This window comes from Anaerotignum propionicum DSM 1682 (genome assembly GCF_001561955.1).
GTDB lineage: Bacteria > Bacillota > Clostridia > Lachnospirales > Anaerotignaceae > Chakrabartyella > Chakrabartyella propionicum.
Genome location: NZ_CP014223.1, coordinates 2,019,875 through 2,039,045, shown reverse-complemented (window position 1 = coordinate 2,039,045; position 19,171 = coordinate 2,019,875). Strand labels below are relative to the sequence as shown.

17 protein-coding genes and 2 pseudogenes are annotated in these 19,171 nt (G+C 38.6%); 17 read left to right on the top strand and 2 right to left on the bottom strand.

Going from position 1 to position 19,171, the window contains the following annotated elements; translation table 11 throughout:
- Positions 1–69 precede the first annotated feature (69 nt).
- The 3 genes and pseudogenes from CPRO_RS09415 to CPRO_RS16315 all read left to right on the top strand — a co-directional run bounded on the left by CPRO_RS09415 (position 70) and on the right by CPRO_RS16315 (position 2,891).
- A complete protein-coding gene (locus CPRO_RS09415; protein ID WP_066050881.1) occupies positions 70–972 on the top strand; it encodes a conjugal transfer protein TrbL family protein in 903 nt (300 codons plus the stop codon).
- A gap of 43 nt (positions 973–1,015) precedes the next feature.
- Positions 1,016–1,992 (top strand): annotated as a pseudogene (locus CPRO_RS16270) (DNA cytosine methyltransferase); the annotation flags it as partial.
- Positions 1,965–2,891 carry a DNA cytosine methyltransferase gene (locus tag CPRO_RS16315; protein WP_479688671.1) on the top strand — a complete coding sequence of 309 codons (927 nt, stop codon included), beginning with the start codon at positions 1,965–1,967 and terminating at the stop codon, positions 2,889–2,891. The pseudogene CPRO_RS16270 and the gene CPRO_RS16315, both read left to right, overlap by 28 nt.
- 119 nt (positions 2,892–3,010) lie before the next feature.
- Here CPRO_RS16315 and CPRO_RS09405 read toward each other — a convergent pair whose 3' ends face one another.
- On the bottom strand, positions 3,011–4,186 hold the full coding sequence (locus CPRO_RS09405; RefSeq protein WP_066050878.1) for an IS110 family RNA-guided transposase: 1,176 nt from the start codon (positions 4,184–4,186) through the stop codon (positions 3,011–3,013).
- A gap of 304 nt (positions 4,187–4,490) precedes the next feature.
- On the opposite strand from CPRO_RS09405, the gene CPRO_RS09400 reads away from it, so the two are divergent.
- The 4 genes from CPRO_RS09400 to CPRO_RS09385 all read left to right on the top strand — a co-directional run bounded on the left by CPRO_RS09400 (position 4,491) and on the right by CPRO_RS09385 (position 7,154).
- Positions 4,491–4,748, top strand: a complete 258-nt coding sequence (locus tag CPRO_RS09400) for a hypothetical protein (protein WP_066050875.1) — start codon at positions 4,491–4,493, stop codon at positions 4,746–4,748.
- Positions 4,749–4,833: 85 nt separating this feature from the next.
- Positions 4,834–5,415: a hypothetical protein gene (locus tag CPRO_RS09395; protein ID WP_066050872.1), complete on the top strand. Its 582-nt coding sequence runs from the start codon at positions 4,834–4,836 to the stop codon at positions 5,413–5,415.
- A gap of 276 nt (positions 5,416–5,691) precedes the next feature.
- Complete coding sequence (locus CPRO_RS09390) at positions 5,692–6,540, top strand: MerR family transcriptional regulator (RefSeq protein WP_066050869.1); 849 nt, start codon at positions 5,692–5,694, stop codon at positions 6,538–6,540.
- Positions 6,541–6,683: 143 nt separating this feature from the next.
- On the top strand, positions 6,684–7,154 hold the full coding sequence (locus CPRO_RS09385; protein ID WP_066050865.1) for a GNAT family N-acetyltransferase: 471 nt from the start codon (positions 6,684–6,686) through the stop codon (positions 7,152–7,154).
- Positions 7,155–7,476: 322 nt separating this feature from the next.
- On the opposite strand, the gene CPRO_RS09380 is transcribed toward CPRO_RS09385, so the two are convergent.
- Entirely contained in the window at positions 7,477–8,238 is a 762-nt protein-coding gene (locus CPRO_RS09380) for an MBL fold metallo-hydrolase (protein ID WP_066050862.1), read from the bottom strand.
- Positions 8,239–8,384: 146 nt separating this feature from the next.
- Between CPRO_RS09380 and CPRO_RS09375 the strand changes: the two genes are divergently transcribed.
- The 10 genes and pseudogenes from CPRO_RS09375 (at position 8,385) to mobP3 (ending at position 19,030) form a co-directional block, all read left to right on the top strand.
- The gene (locus CPRO_RS09375) at positions 8,385–10,214 is read left to right on the top strand and encodes a VirB4 family type IV secretion system protein (RefSeq protein WP_066050859.1); all 1,830 of its coding nucleotides are present in this window, start codon (positions 8,385–8,387) and stop codon (positions 10,212–10,214) included.
- Positions 10,215–10,390: 176 nt separating this feature from the next.
- Positions 10,391–10,831 (top strand): helix-turn-helix transcriptional regulator, encoded by a 441-nt coding sequence (locus tag CPRO_RS09370; protein ID WP_330383889.1) that lies wholly within the window; start codon positions 10,391–10,393, stop codon positions 10,829–10,831.
- A 201-nt stretch (positions 10,832–11,032) separates the two neighbouring features.
- Entirely contained in the window at positions 11,033–11,308 is a 276-nt protein-coding gene (locus CPRO_RS09365) for a CD3324 family protein (protein ID WP_066050855.1), read from the top strand.
- Positions 11,309–11,442: 134 nt separating this feature from the next.
- Positions 11,443–12,162 (top strand): SAM-dependent methyltransferase, encoded by a 720-nt coding sequence (locus tag CPRO_RS09360; protein ID WP_066050852.1) that lies wholly within the window; start codon positions 11,443–11,445, stop codon positions 12,160–12,162.
- Between the two features lie 808 nt (positions 12,163–12,970).
- A pseudogene (locus CPRO_RS16310) lies at positions 12,971–13,342 on the top strand (C40 family peptidase); the annotation flags it as partial.
- A 132-nt stretch (positions 13,343–13,474) separates the two neighbouring features.
- Positions 13,475–13,852 carry a DUF3846 domain-containing protein gene (locus tag CPRO_RS09350; RefSeq protein ID WP_066050849.1) on the top strand — a complete coding sequence of 126 codons (378 nt, stop codon included), beginning with the start codon at positions 13,475–13,477 and terminating at the stop codon, positions 13,850–13,852.
- 86 nt (positions 13,853–13,938) lie between these two features.
- Positions 13,939–15,105, top strand: coding sequence for a HipA domain-containing protein (locus CPRO_RS09345; RefSeq protein ID WP_066050846.1), 1,167 nt, complete (start codon positions 13,939–13,941; stop codon positions 15,103–15,105).
- A gap of 69 nt (positions 15,106–15,174) precedes the next feature.
- Positions 15,175–15,429, top strand: coding sequence for a DUF6103 family protein (locus CPRO_RS09340; RefSeq protein WP_066050843.1), 255 nt, complete (start codon positions 15,175–15,177; stop codon positions 15,427–15,429).
- 397 nt (positions 15,430–15,826) lie between these two features.
- Positions 15,827–16,249, top strand: coding sequence for a hypothetical protein (locus CPRO_RS09335; protein WP_236782337.1), 423 nt, complete (start codon positions 15,827–15,829; stop codon positions 16,247–16,249).
- Positions 16,250–16,267: 18 nt separating this feature from the next.
- A complete protein-coding gene (gene mobP3 / locus CPRO_RS09330; protein ID WP_066050837.1) occupies positions 16,268–19,030 on the top strand; it encodes a MobP3 family relaxase in 2,763 nt (920 codons plus the stop codon).
- Positions 19,031–19,171 lie beyond the last annotated feature (141 nt).

Genomic DNA, 19,171 nt, shown 5'->3' with positions numbered 1-19,171 from the left:
TTATGCAACCCTGAAGCATATCGTGAAAACGGTATGCTTTTTTTTTGGATAGAAAGGAGGTTACGCTTTTTGTTTATATGGGATTTTTTGCTTAGTGATGTGATGGATCAAATCATTGATTGTTTTTATGGACATCTTGTAGGCTTTTTGGGCGACTTTTTTGCTCTGATGGGCAATATGGGGGTGGAATTATTTGAGATGAATTGGGTTCAAAGCATTGTGCTGTTTTTTTCTTATCTTGCATGGACTCTTTATGTTACAGGGCTTGTGGTGTCCTGCTTTGAAACCGGAATTGAATATCAGAACGGACGAGGAAATCTTAAGGATGCAGGGATAAATGCCATCAAAGGGTTTATGGCAGTCAGCCTATTTACTGTTGCTCCAATAGAACTGTATAAGTTATCGGTGAATTTACAAGGAAGCTTTACTACAGGAATTACAGGTCATGCAAATGGAATCAGTGAATTAGCGAACGGCATTATAACTGGATTAAGCAGTGCGGGGAATATTGATGCTGTTGTCAGTTCTAATGTTTTTGGCGGCATGTCAGACGTTACTTCACCTATTATGGGCTTGTTCACGATTATTCTGATGGGATATGCGGTGATAAAAGTATTCTTTGCAAATCTCAAGCGTGGTGGTATTTTGCTCATTCAGATAGCTGTTGGAAGCTTATATATGTTCTCTGTTCCCCGTGGATATTTGGATGGATTTATAGGGTGGTGCAAACAAATTATAGGACTTTGTTTAACTGCTTTTTTGCAAGCAACCATACTTACGGCAGGATTAATGGTATTAAAAGACAATGCATTACTGGGTTTGGGACTTATGCTGTCCGCCGGTGAAATTCCAAGAATTGCAGGGGCATTTGGTTTGGATACTTCAACAAAAGCAAATGTCATGAGTGCGGTATATACGGCTCAAGCCGCAGTAAATACAACTAGAACCATTGTTCAAGGGGTGGCGAAGTAGAAAGGAAAGTGCTTATAGAATGGAGATGATTTGAATGTTTACAATGGGAAGCCTTTTTGATGGGATTGGCGGATTTCCCCTTGCCGCAGTTCACAACGGAATTGTTCCTCTGTGGGCCAGTGAAATCGAAAGTTTTCCCATCCAAGTTACAAGAATTCGTTTCCCCCAAATGCTCCATGTTGGTGACATTACAAAGCTTGATGGTAGCAAGCTTCCTGTTGTGGATATTATTTGTGGAGGCTCACCTTGTCAGGATTTATCTGTAGCAGGAAAAAGAGCAGGACTTGAGGGTGAACGTTCCGGACTCTTTATGGAGCAGATTAGAATAACAAAAGAAATGAGGTGTGCCAATGGAAAAGACGGAAAAGCAAATGACCTTATTCGACCTCGATTCTTCGTTTGGGAAAATGTCCCCGGAGCCTTCTCCTCTCAGGATGGAGAAGATTTCAAAGCGGTTATTGAAGAGACCGTTCGAATTGCAGACGACACCGTATCTGTACCTCGACCTGCGGGAGGGGTATGGAAACCTGCTGGGTGCATTTTGGGAGGAGAATTCTCTCTTGCTTGGAGAGTTCTCGATGCTCAATACTGGGGTGTCGCCCAAAGACGCAAAAGAATCTTTCTTGTCGCAGATTTTGGAGGACACGCCGCTCCCCAAATACTATTTGAGCAAGACCGCTTGCTTGGGAATACTTAGACGAGCAAAATCAAGGGGTAAGGAGTTGCCTAAACAATTAAAAACAGCATTGGAAATACAAGCCGGAATTACACAGGCAGATAATAGCAGTCTATCAAGTATGAACGACATGAAATCTTATCACATTAATCAAAGGGATGAAGGAATTGATCTTGAAAATCTTTCGGGTGCATTGATGGAAACACAGAATATGCAGATGCAGACCTTTGTTACAGAACCAATGTTTTGTTTAAATGACCAAGGTGGAAATCGCATGGATATTACCGAAAACATAACAGCCACATTAAGAGCCAACATGGGTGGGAATCTTCCCATTGTTTTGGGAAGTCAGCAAGTAGGCAAGGCAATTTGTGAAAATTTTTGCCGGATCATTACATCAGCTGCCGGAACAAGGGGAGAAAATCAGCCTGTACTGTTTGATAATCACGGAAAGGATTGCAGATATAACGGACCGCTGAAAGTTGCACCCACAGTGGCAGCAGTCTATGGAACAGGTGGCAATAATATTCCTCTTGTTTCAAAGCCCGTTGCGTATAGCTTGGATAGCAAAGACAGCAATTCAATGAAATCTAATAACTCATTATCAGGGTGTCGGAAAACAGATAAATCACGAACCCTTGATACTGGAAACCCAGATCCAAGTAAAAACCAAGGTGGAATTGCTATAGTACAGGAAAGCTATTGCATTGCCAGCAATACGATTAACCGCCAAGATCATAACGGTGGCAACGGTCAAGGGGTGCAGAAAGATATCAGTTATACCCTTACAACGTCGGATATTCATGCCATCTATAAGCCTGAACCTTATCAAGATGTAGTAGGAACATTATGTAATGGTGATTTGAAAGGTGCAGGCAATCAATATGTCAGCCAAGATAAGTGTATTATTGATAGCCAAAGCACCATCTATGGACAGTCTGCATTTGCAGATTACAAGGAAGGTTGTAGCACTTTAAGAGCGGAAGGCGGTGACAATGGTGGAGGAAGTGAAAATCTTGCAGTATCACGTAACCTTGTCCGTAGGCTGACACCTCTTGAATGTGAAAGACTGCAAGGCTTTCCCGTGGATTGGACAAATATACCAAAAGCCTCAGATTCGCCAAGATACAAGGCACTTGGAAACAGTGTGGCAATTCCATGCGTAGACTTTGTTCTCCGGGGAATTGCTTTTTTCTTGGGAAAATCCAAGGAAGAAAGTCTAACTATTAAAAGTCAAGACTAAAATTGTATTTATGATAAAAATATTGAAAAGCATTTTTTATAAATCAGCACCTTGAAAACTGCATGACAAATAGAGCATCTTTGCAGGTGCTCAAAAAGGAGATATTTATTTACACCAATTTAGGATGCTTTGAGGTATGGCCGTTTTGTCTTTTCAAGTTGGTAAATCACTCTTACGAGCTTTTTAGCAGCATGGGATACCGCAACATTGTAATGCTTACCTTCCGCACGTTTCTTTGCCAGATAGGCAGAAAAAGTAGGATCCCAAATACAAACAAACTTGGCAGCATTAAATAGAGCGTATCGCAAATATCTGGAATCACGCTTCTCCATATGTGAGTAGGAAGATTCCAACTGGCCAGATTGGTATGTAGAAGGGGATAATCCAGCATAGGCAAGTATCTTGTCTGGAGAATCAAACCGATTAAAGTCACCGATTTCCGCAAGAATCATTGCTCCCATACGCAGGTTGATTCCTGGAATCGTTGTGATGGGCGAGTTTATGTCAGTCATAATTGCCTTGATGTGAAATTCGATTTCGTCAATCTCAGAGGATAGTTCATTAATTAATTTGATGGTGTGCCTTAGTTCCAAAGATTTAGCTGGCATATCCGAGCCGATGGATTGTCGAGCTGCTTCCCGAATGAGAGTTGCTTTGTCTTTGGAATAATGCCCTTTGGAAGCCAGTTCTAAAAGGTGGGTAAGTCTAGTCAGGTGAGCATGGGAGATAGCCTTTGCAGATGGGAATTCGCTCATCATAGCATAGACAGAGGCAATATGAAGAGAAGGAACGAGTTTCTCTAGTTCAGGGAAGAGAATCACCATAAGCCGAGCAACGGACGTTTTGAGTTTTGCACGTTCTTTTACTTTATCAAACCGATAGCGTGTAAGTGACTTGAGTTGTTCATTGTGGTAAGATGTGTCTGAGTAGGATTTTAAGTCAACATCAGACATGAGCATGGTAGCAATCGTATGGGCATCCACTTTATCCGTTTTGGTCTTTCTAAGGCTTAGGCTTTTTCTGTAAAGACTAGTAAGTAACGGATTGATAAGAAAGGTCGGGCAACCTTTATCAAGAAGATATCCCAAGATGTTATAGCTGTAGTGTCCAGTGGCTTCCAGTCCTACTTTTACTTTAGTCATATCATCTGAAACGGATTCAATCTTCTGATAGAGTTCATCAAAGCCCTCTCTGTTGTTTGGAATGGTAAAAGAATTAAAGAGCACTTCACCATCTGAATTAGCGATAAAGCAATCATGCTTATCTTTGGCAATATCAATACCTACGTAAATCATAAAAATCTCCTTCAATGTGTATTTGACACTGTTTAGAACCCACAGGTGCTCTTCGTAGTTGTGAACTCGTTCTAAATAAACCGTCATGCGGTATCTAACTGATCAACAATCAAACAAAGAGACTGTGGTTGGACACTTTCTGAAACCATCAAGTGGTAGAGAGGAAAAACCAATCCACAGTATCTTATATATCATAGCCATACCTATAGAAAAGGTAAAGAGAGGCTATGGAAAGCAGTATATACGGTCCTTGGAGAGGGACTATAAACACTACTACTATATAATACGAGTGAGGAAAGTTAAAATGTATATGTATCCTGATAACTTAAAAGCAAAAGCAACACTATGGCTGTGGGAACTGCGTGACATTGGAATCATTGGAATAGGATTGCTTATTTCTGTTTTTGCCCTTGCTCAAACAGGCATCCTATTCCCAGTTGTGATTACTGCGGCATATGCTTTTTTAAGCATTCGCATTGAGGATATGAGTATCTTGGATTTTATCCGATATGCTGTATCCTTTTTTATTTTAAAGCCACAGACATATGAATGGGCAGCATAATGCTGCACCCATATTTTGTTTGAACCAAGAGCAAATCACGACCTGATTATCCAGAAAGACAAATGTAGAAAGGAAATTATTAAGTATGAAAAAACAGAGAGAAAAACATAAAAATTCCACAAGAGAACTGATGGGAATTACGGAAATTACTGATTACAGCCTTGTTACGCCATATGGTGAACTTGTATATTTCATCATCCACCCAACCAATATCTCTGTACTTTCGGAAAGCAGTGTAAGCAGTAGAATATATGCACTGATGACGGTACTGAAAGGTATTGCAGAAATTGAAATGCTCTGCCTTAATTCCAAAGAGAATTTTGATGACAATAAGGAGTATCTGAAAAATCGTATAGAGGAAGAGGAAAATCCGATGATACGAAAACTTTTAATGCAAGATAGCACCAATCTTGACCGAATGCAAGTGCAGATGGCTACTGCTCGAGAATTTCTCATAATCATTCGATTGAAAAATGAAAAAGAAAGTGACGTGTTTCCGTATTTATCTCGTATAGAAAAGAGCCTAAAGGATCAGGGCTTTACAGCAAGACGAGCGGATAATGCGGATATTAAAAGAATTTTGGGAGTGTACTTTGAACAGAATGTTACTACTGATAGGTATGAGGATTTTGATGGTGATAGGTGGATGGTGCTGGGTGATGCGTAAGGCTTCTCATTGAAAACATCTGACTAAAGCGGTATAATGACCTCGACTCAAACCTAAAAATCTATACAAAACAAGTGCATCAACTTAAATAGCTCAATTTTAATTCGCTGTGTGGTAGAGGTTTTTCTGTGCAAGACTAAAATCATCAAACACGAATTTACTAGTGCAATCAAGAATTTAACTATTCATTTAACAATTAAATATTAAAAAAGCCTTGACCCCTACGGAACGTCATAGATTAAAGTGGTTTTATCAGGAGAAAGGAGGCATATGACAATGAGGACAGTAAAGGAAATATCAGATTTGACAGGTATTAGTGTGCGTACACTTCACTATTATGATGAGATTGGGCTTTTGAATCCGACAGAGAAGAGCGATGCTGGATACCGTCTTTATGACGAAAAGGCACTGGAAACATTACAACAGATTTTGTTTTTCAGAGAATTTGATATTCCGTTGAAAGAAATCAGAACAGTGATGTGTAATCCTTCTCTTGATAGAAATAAGATTCTGCAAATGCAGAGGAAAATGTTAGTGGCAAAAAAGGAGAGGATGGAATGCCTGATTGCCAGTATCGATGACATTCTGAAAGGAGAAAATAAGATGGATTTTGCAATATTTACAAAGACGGAAATTGAAGAACTATGTCAAACAACACTAGACCATATGCCGAACAACATGAAGGAGATTATTATAAAGGAATTTGGTGGAATTGAACAGTGGCAAAAGCATTATGTGGAGCGTTGTTCAAAAGAGGATATGCAAAAAGGCTATCAGAAAATGGTCGAGTGGTATGGGGATAAAGAAAGTGCTTTCAACGCTATGAATAACCCTCCAAGTAAAGAGGTGGGCGAGGCTTTTGGAAAAAAACTAGGGGCGATTGAGAAAAAGCTAAGTGAACAGAAAGATTATCCTGTAGATTCATTTGAAGTTAAGCAGATAATTGGTGAGTATGGTTTTGTTATGAAACAGTTTACGCAAGTAAAACATGAAACTGGTATGATGTTGTCTATGGCGGCCAACTATCGGGGTGAAAGAGAAAAGAAGTTTTTTGATGAAAAATATGGTGAAGGCTTCTCTGAGTTTGCCGCTAGAGCAATCGAAGCTTTTTACAAGGATAAATAAGTTTTATAATGTTAAAAAGGTATACCATTAAAATTCTGTTTGACTTGAAAAATTAGAGCAGACACTTTAATGCCGAATAACTTATCAGAAAAGGAAGCTCTCAAAATAAGAATGCTTATTATTTAGATACCAGGGGGTGCAATATGAGTGAGCTGCAATATAAAAATCTTGATATTTGTCATGCAGAGGGTTTATTAAATATTTGGGCAGATGCAGATGTTATTCAGTACACTAACATGAAACTTCCATGTACTTTAGAGGATGTTGAAAACAGAATTGAGATATTTAAGCCTTTAGATGTTTTTGCAGTAATCCAAAACGGAGAGCTCATTGGAATTATTGGTTGTCCACCAATAAACAAAGAGAACCTGCAATATGGGTTATTCTATCAGTTTTGCAAATCATCATGGGGACAAGGAAACGCCACCATTGCTACAAAGTGGTTACTTGACTACATGAAGCAGAAATATAAAAATGTAAAATTGTTTGCAGATGTATTAGTTGATAATGTGGCAAGTGAAAAAATCTTAAAGAAGTTTGGTTTTGAACAGTTTTCAGAAGAATTAATAGAACGTGATGGTTTAAAACTTAAAGTTCATAACTACAAATTATGAGTAATACCACCCAAAGCCTAAATACCTTAATAAAACAAAATATCAATTAACCTAAAGCAACTTCATTCGAGAGGTTGCTTTTTTGAAATAAAATAGAGAGAGGACTGAAAATCAAAGGATTGCAGCTGAACTAAGCAGTCAAATCAAAATATTTTTAGATATGATTGCTCTAGCGGGAATTAAATCTAATGTAGATTTTTATTTGCGGAAATTCATTGTGTCTGGGCACTTCGTGGATACCTGACAAGGTAGTTTTAGACGATGAAAAAGCAATGGGAAGCTGACGCAGTACATCAGCTTCCATTTTGCTTGTTTGGCAAGGTTATAGCCAAACTGCCCAATCACCGAAGTCGAACGTTCCGCTGTCGTGATGAAGCTTGCCTTCATTGTCAAGTTGGCGGAACGCATCGCGCATACGAACGAGTATTTCAGGGTGAATATCCAAAGAATGGTGCGCCGGCAACACTCGCTTTGCAAGCAGCGCCGCAACTTTTTCCAATGAGTTCAGATATGCCTGGGGATCGGTGGAGGGATAATAGGCAAACAGTGTGTCCTTATAAACCAGGTCTCCAGTAAAGAGGTAGCCGCTTGCGGCTTCCCAGAAACACATATGTCCTGGGGAATGACCGGGGGTGTGTAATACTGTAATGATCCTGCCGCCAAGATCAATGATGTCGCCATCGCGCAGCACTCTTGTGGGCGTTCCCTGAAAGAACTCATATGTGCCGACATCGTAACCCTCCGGTGGATCGCAGCGGTCAAGCACCATTTCACGTATAGTATCCATGCTCAAAGGGAATTCGCCGGAAAGCCAATTGAGTTCCGCTTCATGCGCATAAAAATCAGGATAGCGTTTGTGACTGCCGATGTGATCCCAGTGAATATGCGTAGCGACAGCTGTCACTGGCTTGTCGGTCAGCTTTATCACCTCCGCAGATATGTCGCAGATACCAAGCCCTGTATCAATCAAAAGCGCATGTTCGCTTCCTTGGAGAAGATAACAATGTGTTTCTTCCCAGTGACGATATTCGCTGATAATATGTGTTTTAGAATCAATTTGGTCTATTGTAAACCACGGTTTCATATTAGCCCTTCTTTCAAATTATATAAACAATTAAGAAATACATTTATACCTAATAATACCATGAAAATTCCAGAAATTGTAGCACCGTCACAGAAATGTGGCGGTATTTTCAGTGATACCAAGTAAAAAGAAAGGAAGTATCCATTATGATAAAGCAAACAAAGCCAAAGGTTCCACAAAAGGAGGATACAAAAATTAAGGATTTTATTGACATGATCGCGCCAGGCATCATCAAGTTTCAGACTGACCATTTTATTTGCGGAAACACATTTCGCTGTGTGTGGGCACTTCGTGAGTATCCCACAGTAACTGAAGAACAGGCAATCCTACGCCACTTAGGTGAGAAAGATGGTGTGACACTGCGTATCTATACAAGGCAGGTAACACAAATAGAAGAAAAAAGAATCATTCATAATGCTACAAATAAGAACAGAATGAACACTGCAAACACTAACGATTTGCAAGAAAGTGTCACGGCTGAAAGTAATCTGCAGGATGTGGTTGCTTTGGTATCAACAATGCATCGAAATCGTGAACCACTCTTGCATTGTGCAGTATACATTGAACTGACTGCAAGGGACTACGACAGCCTAAAGCTATTACAAATTGATGTTTTGACAGAACTTGTTCGAAGTAAGCTTAACGTGGATAGGCTGTTGCTCCGTCAACAACAAGGCTTTTTTTGTGTTGGTCCATCAGGTAGAAATATTTTTGGCAGTCAGTTTGAACGAGTACTCCCAGCTTCATCCGTTGCAAATCTGTATCCCTTTAATTATTCGGGGAAGACAGACAGCAACGGTTTTTATTTAGGCAGAGATAAGTTTGGCAGTAACATTCTTGTGGATTTCGATAAGCGAGATGATGACAAAACCAATCCTTGTATTCTCATATTAGGCAACTCGGGACAAGGTAAAAGCTATCTTCTCAAGCTGATTTTGTGTAATATCTTAGAGTCTGGAAAAAGTGTAATTTGCCTTGATCCAGAACATGAATTTGCTGAGCTGGCAGAAAATTTAGGTGGTTGTTTTGTGGATTTGATGAATGGGCAGTATATGATAAATCCACTAGAACCGAAAAGTTGGGACGACGGTGGATCGCCACAGGATAAGGATGCACCCATTGCATTTAGACAAGCAACCAAACTCAGTCAGCACATCAGCTTTTTAAAAGATTTTTTCCGTAGCTATAAAGACTTTGATGACAGGCATATTGATGTCATTGAAATTATGCTTGGCAAATTATATTCCAATTTGAATATCAGTGATAGCACCGACTTTGCATCCCTTGAATCTAAGGACTATCCCATCTTGTCTGACCTTTATGCGCTGACTGAGAAAGAATATAAAGACTATGACAAAGCAAAGTATCAGCTTTATACAGCTGAATTGTTACAGGAAATTCTACTGGGACTGCATTCTATGTGTAAGGGTGCAGAGTGTAAGTTCTTTAACGGACACACCAATATCACTTCAAACAGATTTATTGTGTTTGGAGTAAAAGGTTTATTAAATGCAAGTAAGAATGTGAAAAATGCTTTGCTTTTCAATGTTTTATCCTTTATGAGTGACAAACTTCTTACTGAGGGGCATACGGCGGCTGCCATTGACGAACTGTATTTATTCCTTACAAATATGACCGCCATTGAGTACATCAGAAACTTTATGAAAAGAGTACGAAAGAAAGAGTCCTCCGTAATTCTGTCCAGTCAGAATTTGGAGGACTTTAATATTGAGGGCATTCGTGAGATGACAAAACCGTTGTTCTCCATCCCCACACACCAATTTCTTTTCAATGCTGGTGCTGTTGATGCAAAGTTTTATATGGATACCTTACAGATTGAACAAAGTGAATACAATCTTATCAAGTTCCCTCAGCGTGGGGTATGTTTGTATAAATGCGGTAATGAGCGATATAACCTTTTGGTTCATGCTCCGAAATACAAGGAAAAATTGTTTGGGAAGGCTGGTGGCAGATAATAATGGGAATATGGCAACAAGATATGCTAGAAAAGATAATAGCATTTTATTGACTATTAGAGAAAATATTGGGTAAAAGGAATTTTGTCGATGGATTAGAAATAAAATTGAGAAATCACCTTGACAATATATGGGGTTACCGATACATTGAAGATGGGTGATATACATTGACGATAATGGAATTATTAAAAGAAAAGGGACTGTCACGATACAGATTATCTAAAACAAGCGGTGTCCCGTGGGCAACCCTTGCAGATATTTGCTCTGGCAAAACAAGCCTTAACCGATGCAGTGCAGAGACACTTTCAGAGCTGTCTAAAGCACTGAATTTATCCATAGAAGGAATACTGAAGCTGGAACCAGAGTATTCAAAAACCGAAAAAACAGGGAAGCCGGCGGATAAAGCATATTTGGAAACAAACTTGTCTCCGCAATTAACAAAGGCGATCAAAGATTATGAGCAGGGAGAAAAAGACAAAGTTTCCTACATGGATTGTCTGTGGGGAGAACTATATGGCTCTATCAATGCAGACTTTTGGTCAGACTGTCTCACAGAAGAACAAGCAAATTATTTAAGGAAAAAATATCTTTACGGAGAGGAGGAGTTGAATGATTGATTTGGCATAATCAGCCGTCAGTATTTTTATAGGTTAGAATGGTTTATTAAAGGCAAACAGTAGTTTAATATGAAAGGGGAATTGTCTTATCAAAAAAGGAACATTGGAGTCGGTATTGTGCGTAGCAAGGGCTATCGCATAATTAAAATATGAAGATAGTCCTTGCGTAATCCTATTTTCTGAATATTTAGGAGGTGCACAATGGACTATAAAAATGCAATTTGTGTATTGCCAGACAATTTAATTACGGCAATACAGCAACATATAGATGGAGAATATCTTTATATTCCACGGAAAGGTGAGAATAAAAAGGCATGGGGAGAGCTTAAAAACAGCAAACAATTATATGCCAAGCGAAATGCTGTTATTTTCGAAGAATATAATGGTGGTATGACTGTGAAGGAGCTGTCCAACAAATATTTTTTATCTCCAAAAACTGTCTATAAGATATTGTCTAGCATGAAAAATAACAAGTGAATCATAGAAAGCGACATGGATTGAAAACGCATGTCGCTTTTTTATTTCTGCACTATTTTGTAGGAAGCTTTTACCAAAGCAGGGAAGTATAATGAAACTATGATAAAAAGAAAATAATGATAAGGAGAATTACAATGGAGTATACAAAAAGTCAAAAGTACAACACCCCAGAATTGATGGCCAAAATCATGGGGCCTAACCCCTTTAAATTACAGGAAGAAATGCTTCAAAATCATGAAATTCCTGATGGTAGTAGTGTTTGCGACCTTGGAAGTGGGCAAGGGCTAACAAGCGTTATGCTGGCAAAAGATTATGGCTTTAAGGTTTACGCCGCTGATTTGTGGAGTGAACCCCATGCAAACTGTAGATTCTTTTATGAAATGGGGCTAACCCCTGAACAAATTACCCCTGTTAAGGCGGATGCAACTGACTTGCCTTTTGAGAAAGAATTTTTCGATGCAGTTGTTAGTACGGATTCCTATAACTTTTGGGGGCGTGACCCAGAATATTTAGATGCAAAGCTGTTACCCTTTGTAAAAAGCGGCGGTTATCTTTACATCTGTGTTCCCGGTATGAAAAAGGATTGCCATGACAATCTTCCAAAAGAATTGCTCCTTTCATGGACACCGGAGCAGCTTGCCTATCTGCGTGATATGACCTATTGGACGGAAATATTGAATCATAGCCATGATGCGGAAGTCATTTCTATTTATGAGATGAAGGGAAACAATGACGAGCTTTGGGCAGATTGGTTGAATCAGGAAAATGAGATTGCCGTTAACGACCGCAAGACAATGGGTGCAGGAGGCGGCAAGTATTTGAACTTTATTGCTTTTGTGTTGAGGAAAAAATAATTGAGATAGACAATATTGTCTATAAAAGTATTCAGTAAGAATTGAAGAGAGCCTAATAAATAGCTTATACCTCAAAATACACAATACAAACATGAAACCACGTATCCAAGGAATGAAATTGATTTTGGAGGTGATTTTTATAGCAAACCCTGTTTTAATTGCCAAGGCTTTGGTGATGGCATTGAGTAATGATAAGCTCCGTAGAGGCATGGGTTGGACAATTGCTGCAATCCTCTCGCCTATTATTGTTATCCTTGCACTGCTGATTGGAATCATGTCTGCAACAGCAGATCACAACACCACGGCAATAGATTTATGTTTTAATAGTGGTGTGATATCGGGTAATGTTCCTGAAGAATTTATAGATTATATTGAAGATATGCAGTATAGCTTTAGCCTTTTGGACTACGATATAAATAAAATTAACAATCAAACAGAGAATGGAAACAGCCTCGACTCGCTAAGGGTTAAGGCTGTTTTTTATGCTCTGTATTTCGGCGCTGACCGCCCGTCACTTGTGAATACCTTGCAGTTTTCAGATTGCTTTGTAACCTATGAAGAGCGTTCTCGAACCGTCACCGATGAGGAAGGAAATGAAAGCGAAGAAACCTATACCGTAGCAGTTCCCATCATAGACCTTTCGATTGTTTACAGAAACATTGAAAATATGATGGAAATTACGGTGACATCAGAAAACCAAATGAATGCCAATCGCATTTATGCGCTGGTGAAATATGGGCATGGAGCAATCGGTGTAGATGAACTTCCATACCCCGGCGAACCCATTGGCGATGGCAGTTACAAAGAACTGATTGAGGAAGCAGAAAAATACTTGGGTTACCCCTATGTTTGGGGTGGTTCAAATCCAAGAACGTCCTTTGATTGTTCGGGATATGTTTGCTGGGTCTATACCCAGTCGGGAGTTTATAATCTCCCTCGAACTACTGCAACAGGAATTTATAATCAATGTGCACTGGTACCGAAAACTGAAGCAATGCCCGGTGACTTGGTGTTTTTCAAAGGGACTTATGCAGGTGCAGGCATAGCATCTCATATAGGAATTTATGTGGGAAATGGAAAGATGCTCCATGCTGGTGATCCTATTGGCTATGCCAATATTAATACAAAGTATTGGCAGAAGCATTTCCTTGGGTTCGGTAGGCTACCAGATACTAATTAAAAATCTAATCAAAGATGGATGTTCATTGAAATAGGAGGAATTATTTTATGCTTAGGACGAAAGCAATATTTCAAGAAATGCTCTTTATTTAGACAGAGGTTTTGGAAAAGTAAGCTTTAGGAGGAATGTGGAATGAAAGAAAATAAAATTAAGGTTGTAAAAATGGATATTGGTAAGCCGCCAGTAGTAAAAGAAATTGATAACACCCTTGGGGCATTACAAACTGAAGTTGGTGGGCTTATTGAATGTGTTTACCTCGATGATGGATGCATTGCTGTTGTCAATGAAGAAGGAAAATTAAATGGAATGGAACCAAACCGACGCTTGGGCTCAGATATTATCTGTGGTCCATTTTTTGTTTGTGGTGATAGTGAAGACGGTGAATTTGTTTCACTGGATGACAAACAGGTGGAAGAATACATGCAAATGTTTTCTGATGTTCCTATTTTTACTGGGGAAGAACCGGAGCTTAAACCACGAATGACATTTATGGGTTTTGATTTCAAGTAAACCAGCATGCTTGTACGCTGATTTTGTTTGAATTCTTCATAAAACAATGATAGAATAATAGGCAAGATTGGAAAGTAGGTGAGAAATTGATTTATTACCTCAAGCACAAAAATTTAAATGTTTTGGAGATGGAAATAGACGAAGAAACAAGCACAATTGTGAAGGTGTTTAATGTCATAGAGGCGGAGCATATTCCTCTTGGAGTCCGTTTTGAGCATCAGATTGTTGACAGAAAAGCACTGAATCATTGGTTTAAAGGGAGAAGCATTCCAGCAAGTAGAGAAAATATTGACCGTGTACTTGAAGAAGTTGGTGAATTGAATACAGGTGGCTTGGCACTTAAATGTTATGGGCTCAGCTTATCGGACTGCTACTGGATTTGCCCAAAAGGTTCTGACCTTGACTTTGATAAAATTAATTTCTTTGAAAATGACTTTTCCAAGGATATGGGTGAAATTTTGTTTGGCAAACAGCTGGACAGTTTCAGCTTAGTATCTCCCGATAATACATCTGATGGCTGGTTGAAAAAGAAATGGATTATCTTAAATGAAGATAGATACCTCCTAAAAGGAGCCAGCGGTGTGTTTAGGCAAGAACCGTTTAATGAGAAAATAGCAGGAATGGTGATGGAAAAACTTCGTTTGCTACATGTGGAATATGAAGTGATTTTTGAGGACGGAATGCCATACAGCCTGTGTAAAAACTTTCTCTCAAAGGATACAGAGCTAGTGTCTGCATGGAGCGTGTACAGTCATTTCAAGAAACCAAATCACCTTTCTGCATATGAACATTTAATAGAATCCTACGAAAAAATAGGGATTACGAATGCAGTTGAAAACATAGAAAAACTTCTGGTAACAGATTTCTTGATTGCTAACACTGACAGACACATGAACAACTTTGGCATTGTGAGAAACAGTAATACTCTTGAAGTATTGGGGGCGGCACCTATCTTTGATAGCGGTACCTCTCTGTTTATGTCAATGCCAACCAAGGTAGAAGTTGATGATATAGAAAGCAAACCGTTTGCCAAGACCCATGAAAAACAGATAAAGCTAGCCAGTGATTTGCAGAAATTTGACGTTGAAAGTGTCCTTGAACTTAGAGAAGGAATCAGAACCAACCTTTCTCAAAATCCTTTTATGGATGAGGAAAGAATTGAATTTGTCATTAAGAACTTTGATGGAAGAGTGCGGCTGTTGCTAGAACTAATGCAGGAACAGCGGCAGATGCAATCCCACAAAATGATATGAAGAACATAAAAAGCTAACTGGCACATCGCATTATGCGGTGTGCTTTTTGTATTTTGAAAGGAGTATCCAATGAAAAAAGCAACCTTAACCATTACTTTTGAAAAGGAAAAACTGGATGCACTCACTTACTATATGGAGAAAAAGGATGTGAAATTGCAAGCAGAACTTTCCGATACCATCCAAAAGCTCTATGAAAAGTATGTGCCACAGCCAACACGAGAGTATATAGAAGATAAGCTGCAGTGTGAAAATATGCCGAGTAAGCCTAAAAAGATGGAAACAGGCAGGAGTAATGCTTCTCAAACAGTAAATGGCAATTCATAAGAAGGTGATATTCACTGTTGTTGCCCATTGTGTGCCCTTGTGTGCCACTTTTGTTCCAAGGAAGGGTAGTAACACCATAATAAGAAAATGGGGGCGAATTTAGAAAGGTGTGGGGAAAATGTGAAATGCGATGAAAACAGAACTCAAATCACCACACAACATCACAAATCTTAAGTGAACCCACCTATTGATTTAGGTGCGGGATAAAGAGAGGTGGTCGCAAGCGACCGCCTCTCTGTCACAAAGCTCGGCAGTGCCGAGCTTTTCTAGCATTATCATTAGGTGGTCAGAAAACAGAGTTTGTCACGCTTAGGTGGTCAGCAATCAATGAGAAGACCGTTGTTATGGCATTTACAAGGTGCTCAGAAAGGTGGTTTTGATGATAAGGAGTGATATTTTGAAAGAACCACAAAACAAGAATAAGAAAAGAACAGCGGTTTGGCTGTATCCAGAAACATTTGAAAAAATGGATCTTTTATTGAAAGAGGATAATTGCAATAACCGCAGTGAGTTTATTGAAAAAGCATTGACTTTTTATATGGGATATTTAGTCAGTAATCAGAGTACAGATTATCTTTCTAAAATTCTGCTTGGAGCAATTCAAGCTACACTTAGAGAAACTGAAAATCGTCAATCAGCAAATCTCTTTCGCTTGTCAGTAGAGATGAGTATGATGATGAATATTCTTGCCGCCGGACTTGAAATCAGTGATGAAGATTTGAGAAAACTTCGTGGCAGATGTGTTGCCGAAGTAAAAAGAAATAAAGGCAGGATTAATATGGAGGATGCAGTAAAGTATCAAATGGGTATCGAGGAATAAGAAAGAAGGGAGATTTTTATGCCAAGGATAATTTTTAAATGTCCCTATCTAAAAGGCAGTAATAACACAGCACATTTATCCAATCTTGTAAAATACATTGCAACAAGAGATGGTGTGCAAAAGTTTAGCGCCGAAAATAAAAATCTCCCTTCCACAAAAAAGCAGGTAGAGCTTATCAAAAATATCTTGAAGGAGTTTCCCGACAGTAAAAATTTATTTGAGTATGAAGATTATATTCAAAACAAAACAATTGAAAATGCCTCTGACTTTATTTCCATAGCATTAGAACACAACCTTGATATAACAGCGAAGAAAGAAAACTATGTGGGCTACATTGCAAATCGTCCAAGAGTAGAAAAAATATCTTCCCATGGTTTATTTACAAACGGAACAGATAAAATAGTTCTCTTAAAGGTTGCAGAAGATGTTGCTAATAATGAGGGGAATGTTTGGACACCGATTATCTCGTTAAGAAGAGAGGATGCTGTAAGCACAGGATTTGATAACGTAGAAAAGTGGAAAGACTTTCTTGAATCCTACGCACCAACCATTGCTGAAAATTTAAAAATACCGATAGAACACTTTAAATGGTATGCAGCTTTTCATAATGAGAGCCACCACCCACATATTCACATGATTTGTTACTCCACAGATATTCGCAGAGGATATCTCACCAAGGATGGTATCAAAAATATAAAGTCCGGATTGGTGTCGAATATTTTTCATAATGAGATGAAAGAAATCTATGCCGAGCAAAGTCACAGAAGAGATGCTTTAAAAGCAGAAAGCAAGAAAATATTTCTTCATCTGATTGCAAAAATGAAAACTGGCAATGTTCAAAATCCAAAGTTGGAGTTGTTACTCCTTGAACTTGCTGAAAAGCTAAAGCTTAAGAAAGGCAGACGAGTCTATGGCTACTTATCTCCAAAGTTGAAAAATATCGTGGACAGTATTGTAGATGAATTAGCAAAAGAAAAAACAGTCTTAGATGCGTATAACCTGTGGTATGAAATGAGAAATGAGGTGCTTAAAAGCTATTCTGATAAGCTTACTGACCCTATACCGCTTTCTAAGCAAAAGGAATTTAAGTCAATCAAGAATTTTATTATTGCAGAGGCAGATAAACTCTCTAAAAATGAAATCGGCTTATCAGAACTTGAAGATATTAAAGTTGATGGAGAAGAATATGAAAATACCTCAACTGAATATTTCGTAGATAAAAATTCTGAAGAACTAAATGAAATGTCTGATTTTATAATGGATGAAACAGAAGATGACTGTATAGAAGAACCTTTTACACCACACATAAAATGGTCTGAAGATTATAAAAAGGCGCGAAAGTTTTTGTTCGGTACAGAAAATGAAGAACCCGACTTTGAACAAGCAATGGAGCTTTTGAAATTAAAATCAGAAAAAGGCAATGTGCTTGCCGTATTTGATATAGGACGAATGTATGCAGACGGTCTTGGTGTAGAAATAAATGCAGAACAGGCACAGGATTACTATGCAAAGGCTCTGGAAGGCTTTCTTATTGTTGAGAACAAAAAGCCGTGGAAATACACTCAGTACCGCATCGGTAAAATGTTTGCACAAGGACTTGGTACAGAACAAAATTATGAAGATGCTGTGGATTGGCTTTCAAAATCATCTGCGGAGAAATATAAGTTTGCAGAGTATTCTCTTGGCGGTCTTTATTATCGTGGGCAAGGCGTAGAGCAAAACTATGGAAAAGCCTTTGAACTTTATCTGCGGTCTGCAAAGCAAGGATTTCCTTATGCAGATTTTGAAGCTGCCAAAATGTTTCGTGACGGTATAGGCACAGAAAGAAATGAAAAGCAGAGCAATATTTATTTCAAAAAAGCATTTGTAGGCTTTGAAGATTTAGAAAAACAAAACAGAGATGATAAACTGCAATACCGTCTCGGTTGGATGCTGCAAAATGGAATTGGGAAAGAAAAGGATATTGACAGAGCAAAAGAGTATTTCCAAAAGTCCGCAAAAGTTGGAAATACATTTGCTTGCTATTCTCTTGCAAAAATCATCATTGCAGAGGAAAATCCGGCAGAGGAAGAAATAAAATCAGCAATTGAATATTTAAAAACTGCATCTGATAGTGGTAACCCATTTGCACAGTATGCTCTTGCTAAACTTTATTATGAGGGAAAATATATCGGGCAGGATATATCAAAAGCGGTTGAACTGTTTACATATTCAGCCGAACAGGATAATGAGTGGTCAGCTTACCGACTTGGTAAGATATATTTGACAGAAGACAACTTCAAAGACATTACTTCTGCCACTCGGTGGCTTAAGCAATCCGCAGAAAAAGGCAATCAATTTGCTCAGTACGTTCTCGGAAAACTATATCTTAAAGGTGAAGAAATTCCGAAAGATGTTGAAAAGGCATTGCAGTATCTTACTTCATCAGCGGAACAAGGCAATCAGTTTTCACAGTACATTCTTGGCAAGACATATTTAATTGGCGAAGGGGTGGCAAAGGATAAGGAAACTGCTGTGAAATGGTTTACTTTATCAGCAGAACAAGGTAATGAATATGCAAAGTTTTTTCTTGAAAATATGGATAAATGGCATGAGCCATCATTAGGTTTTGCAGTTTCAAGGTTATTTCATCATATGAGCCGAATTTTGGAGGACAACATTTCAAAGCCCAAATCTCCTGTCAGTCTTACGGTAGACAGTAAGTTGCTGCGTAAGTTAAAGCAAAAGAAAATGACGCAAGGCCATAAGCAAGATGACCATGAGCAGAATATGAGTTTGTAAATCGGCAGTCTTTCAATCGAAAGGCTGCTTTTTTTACCCTTAAAACTATAGAAAGGATTTTTATTATGAAAAACAAGCAGAAAAATACTTATTCTAGTTCCAATGCACTTGAAAAACAGAATCAAAAACCAAACATGAAAG

Excerpts from the sequence above, each read along its gene's own strand:
- CPRO_RS16315 (WP_479688671.1), top strand. The coding sequence starts at position 1,965 with ATGGGTGGGAATCTTCCCATTGTTTTGGGAAGTCAGCAAGTAGGCAAG.
- CPRO_RS09405 (WP_066050878.1), bottom strand. The coding sequence starts at position 4,186 with ATGATTTACGTAGGTATTGATATTGCCAAAGATAAGCATGATTGCTTT.
- CPRO_RS09400 (WP_066050875.1), top strand. The coding sequence starts at position 4,491 with ATGTATATGTATCCTGATAACTTAAAAGCAAAAGCAACACTATGGCTG.
- CPRO_RS09395 (WP_066050872.1), top strand. The coding sequence starts at position 4,834 with ATGAAAAAACAGAGAGAAAAACATAAAAATTCCACAAGAGAACTGATG.
- CPRO_RS09390 (WP_066050869.1), top strand. The coding sequence starts at position 5,692 with ATGAGGACAGTAAAGGAAATATCAGATTTGACAGGTATTAGTGTGCGT.
- CPRO_RS09385 (WP_066050865.1), top strand. The coding sequence starts at position 6,684 with ATGAGTGAGCTGCAATATAAAAATCTTGATATTTGTCATGCAGAGGGT.
- CPRO_RS09380 (WP_066050862.1), bottom strand. The coding sequence starts at position 8,238 with ATGAAACCGTGGTTTACAATAGACCAAATTGATTCTAAAACACATATT.
- CPRO_RS09375 (WP_066050859.1), top strand. The coding sequence starts at position 8,385 with ATGATAAAGCAAACAAAGCCAAAGGTTCCACAAAAGGAGGATACAAAA.
- CPRO_RS09370 (WP_330383889.1), top strand. The coding sequence starts at position 10,391 with ATGGAATTATTAAAAGAAAAGGGACTGTCACGATACAGATTATCTAAA.
- CPRO_RS09365 (WP_066050855.1), top strand. The coding sequence starts at position 11,033 with ATGGACTATAAAAATGCAATTTGTGTATTGCCAGACAATTTAATTACG.
- CPRO_RS09360 (WP_066050852.1), top strand. The coding sequence starts at position 11,443 with ATGGAGTATACAAAAAGTCAAAAGTACAACACCCCAGAATTGATGGCC.
- CPRO_RS09350 (WP_066050849.1), top strand. The coding sequence starts at position 13,475 with ATGAAAGAAAATAAAATTAAGGTTGTAAAAATGGATATTGGTAAGCCG.
- CPRO_RS09340 (WP_066050843.1), top strand. The coding sequence starts at position 15,175 with ATGAAAAAAGCAACCTTAACCATTACTTTTGAAAAGGAAAAACTGGAT.
- mobP3 (WP_066050837.1), top strand. The coding sequence starts at position 16,268 with ATGCCAAGGATAATTTTTAAATGTCCCTATCTAAAAGGCAGTAATAAC.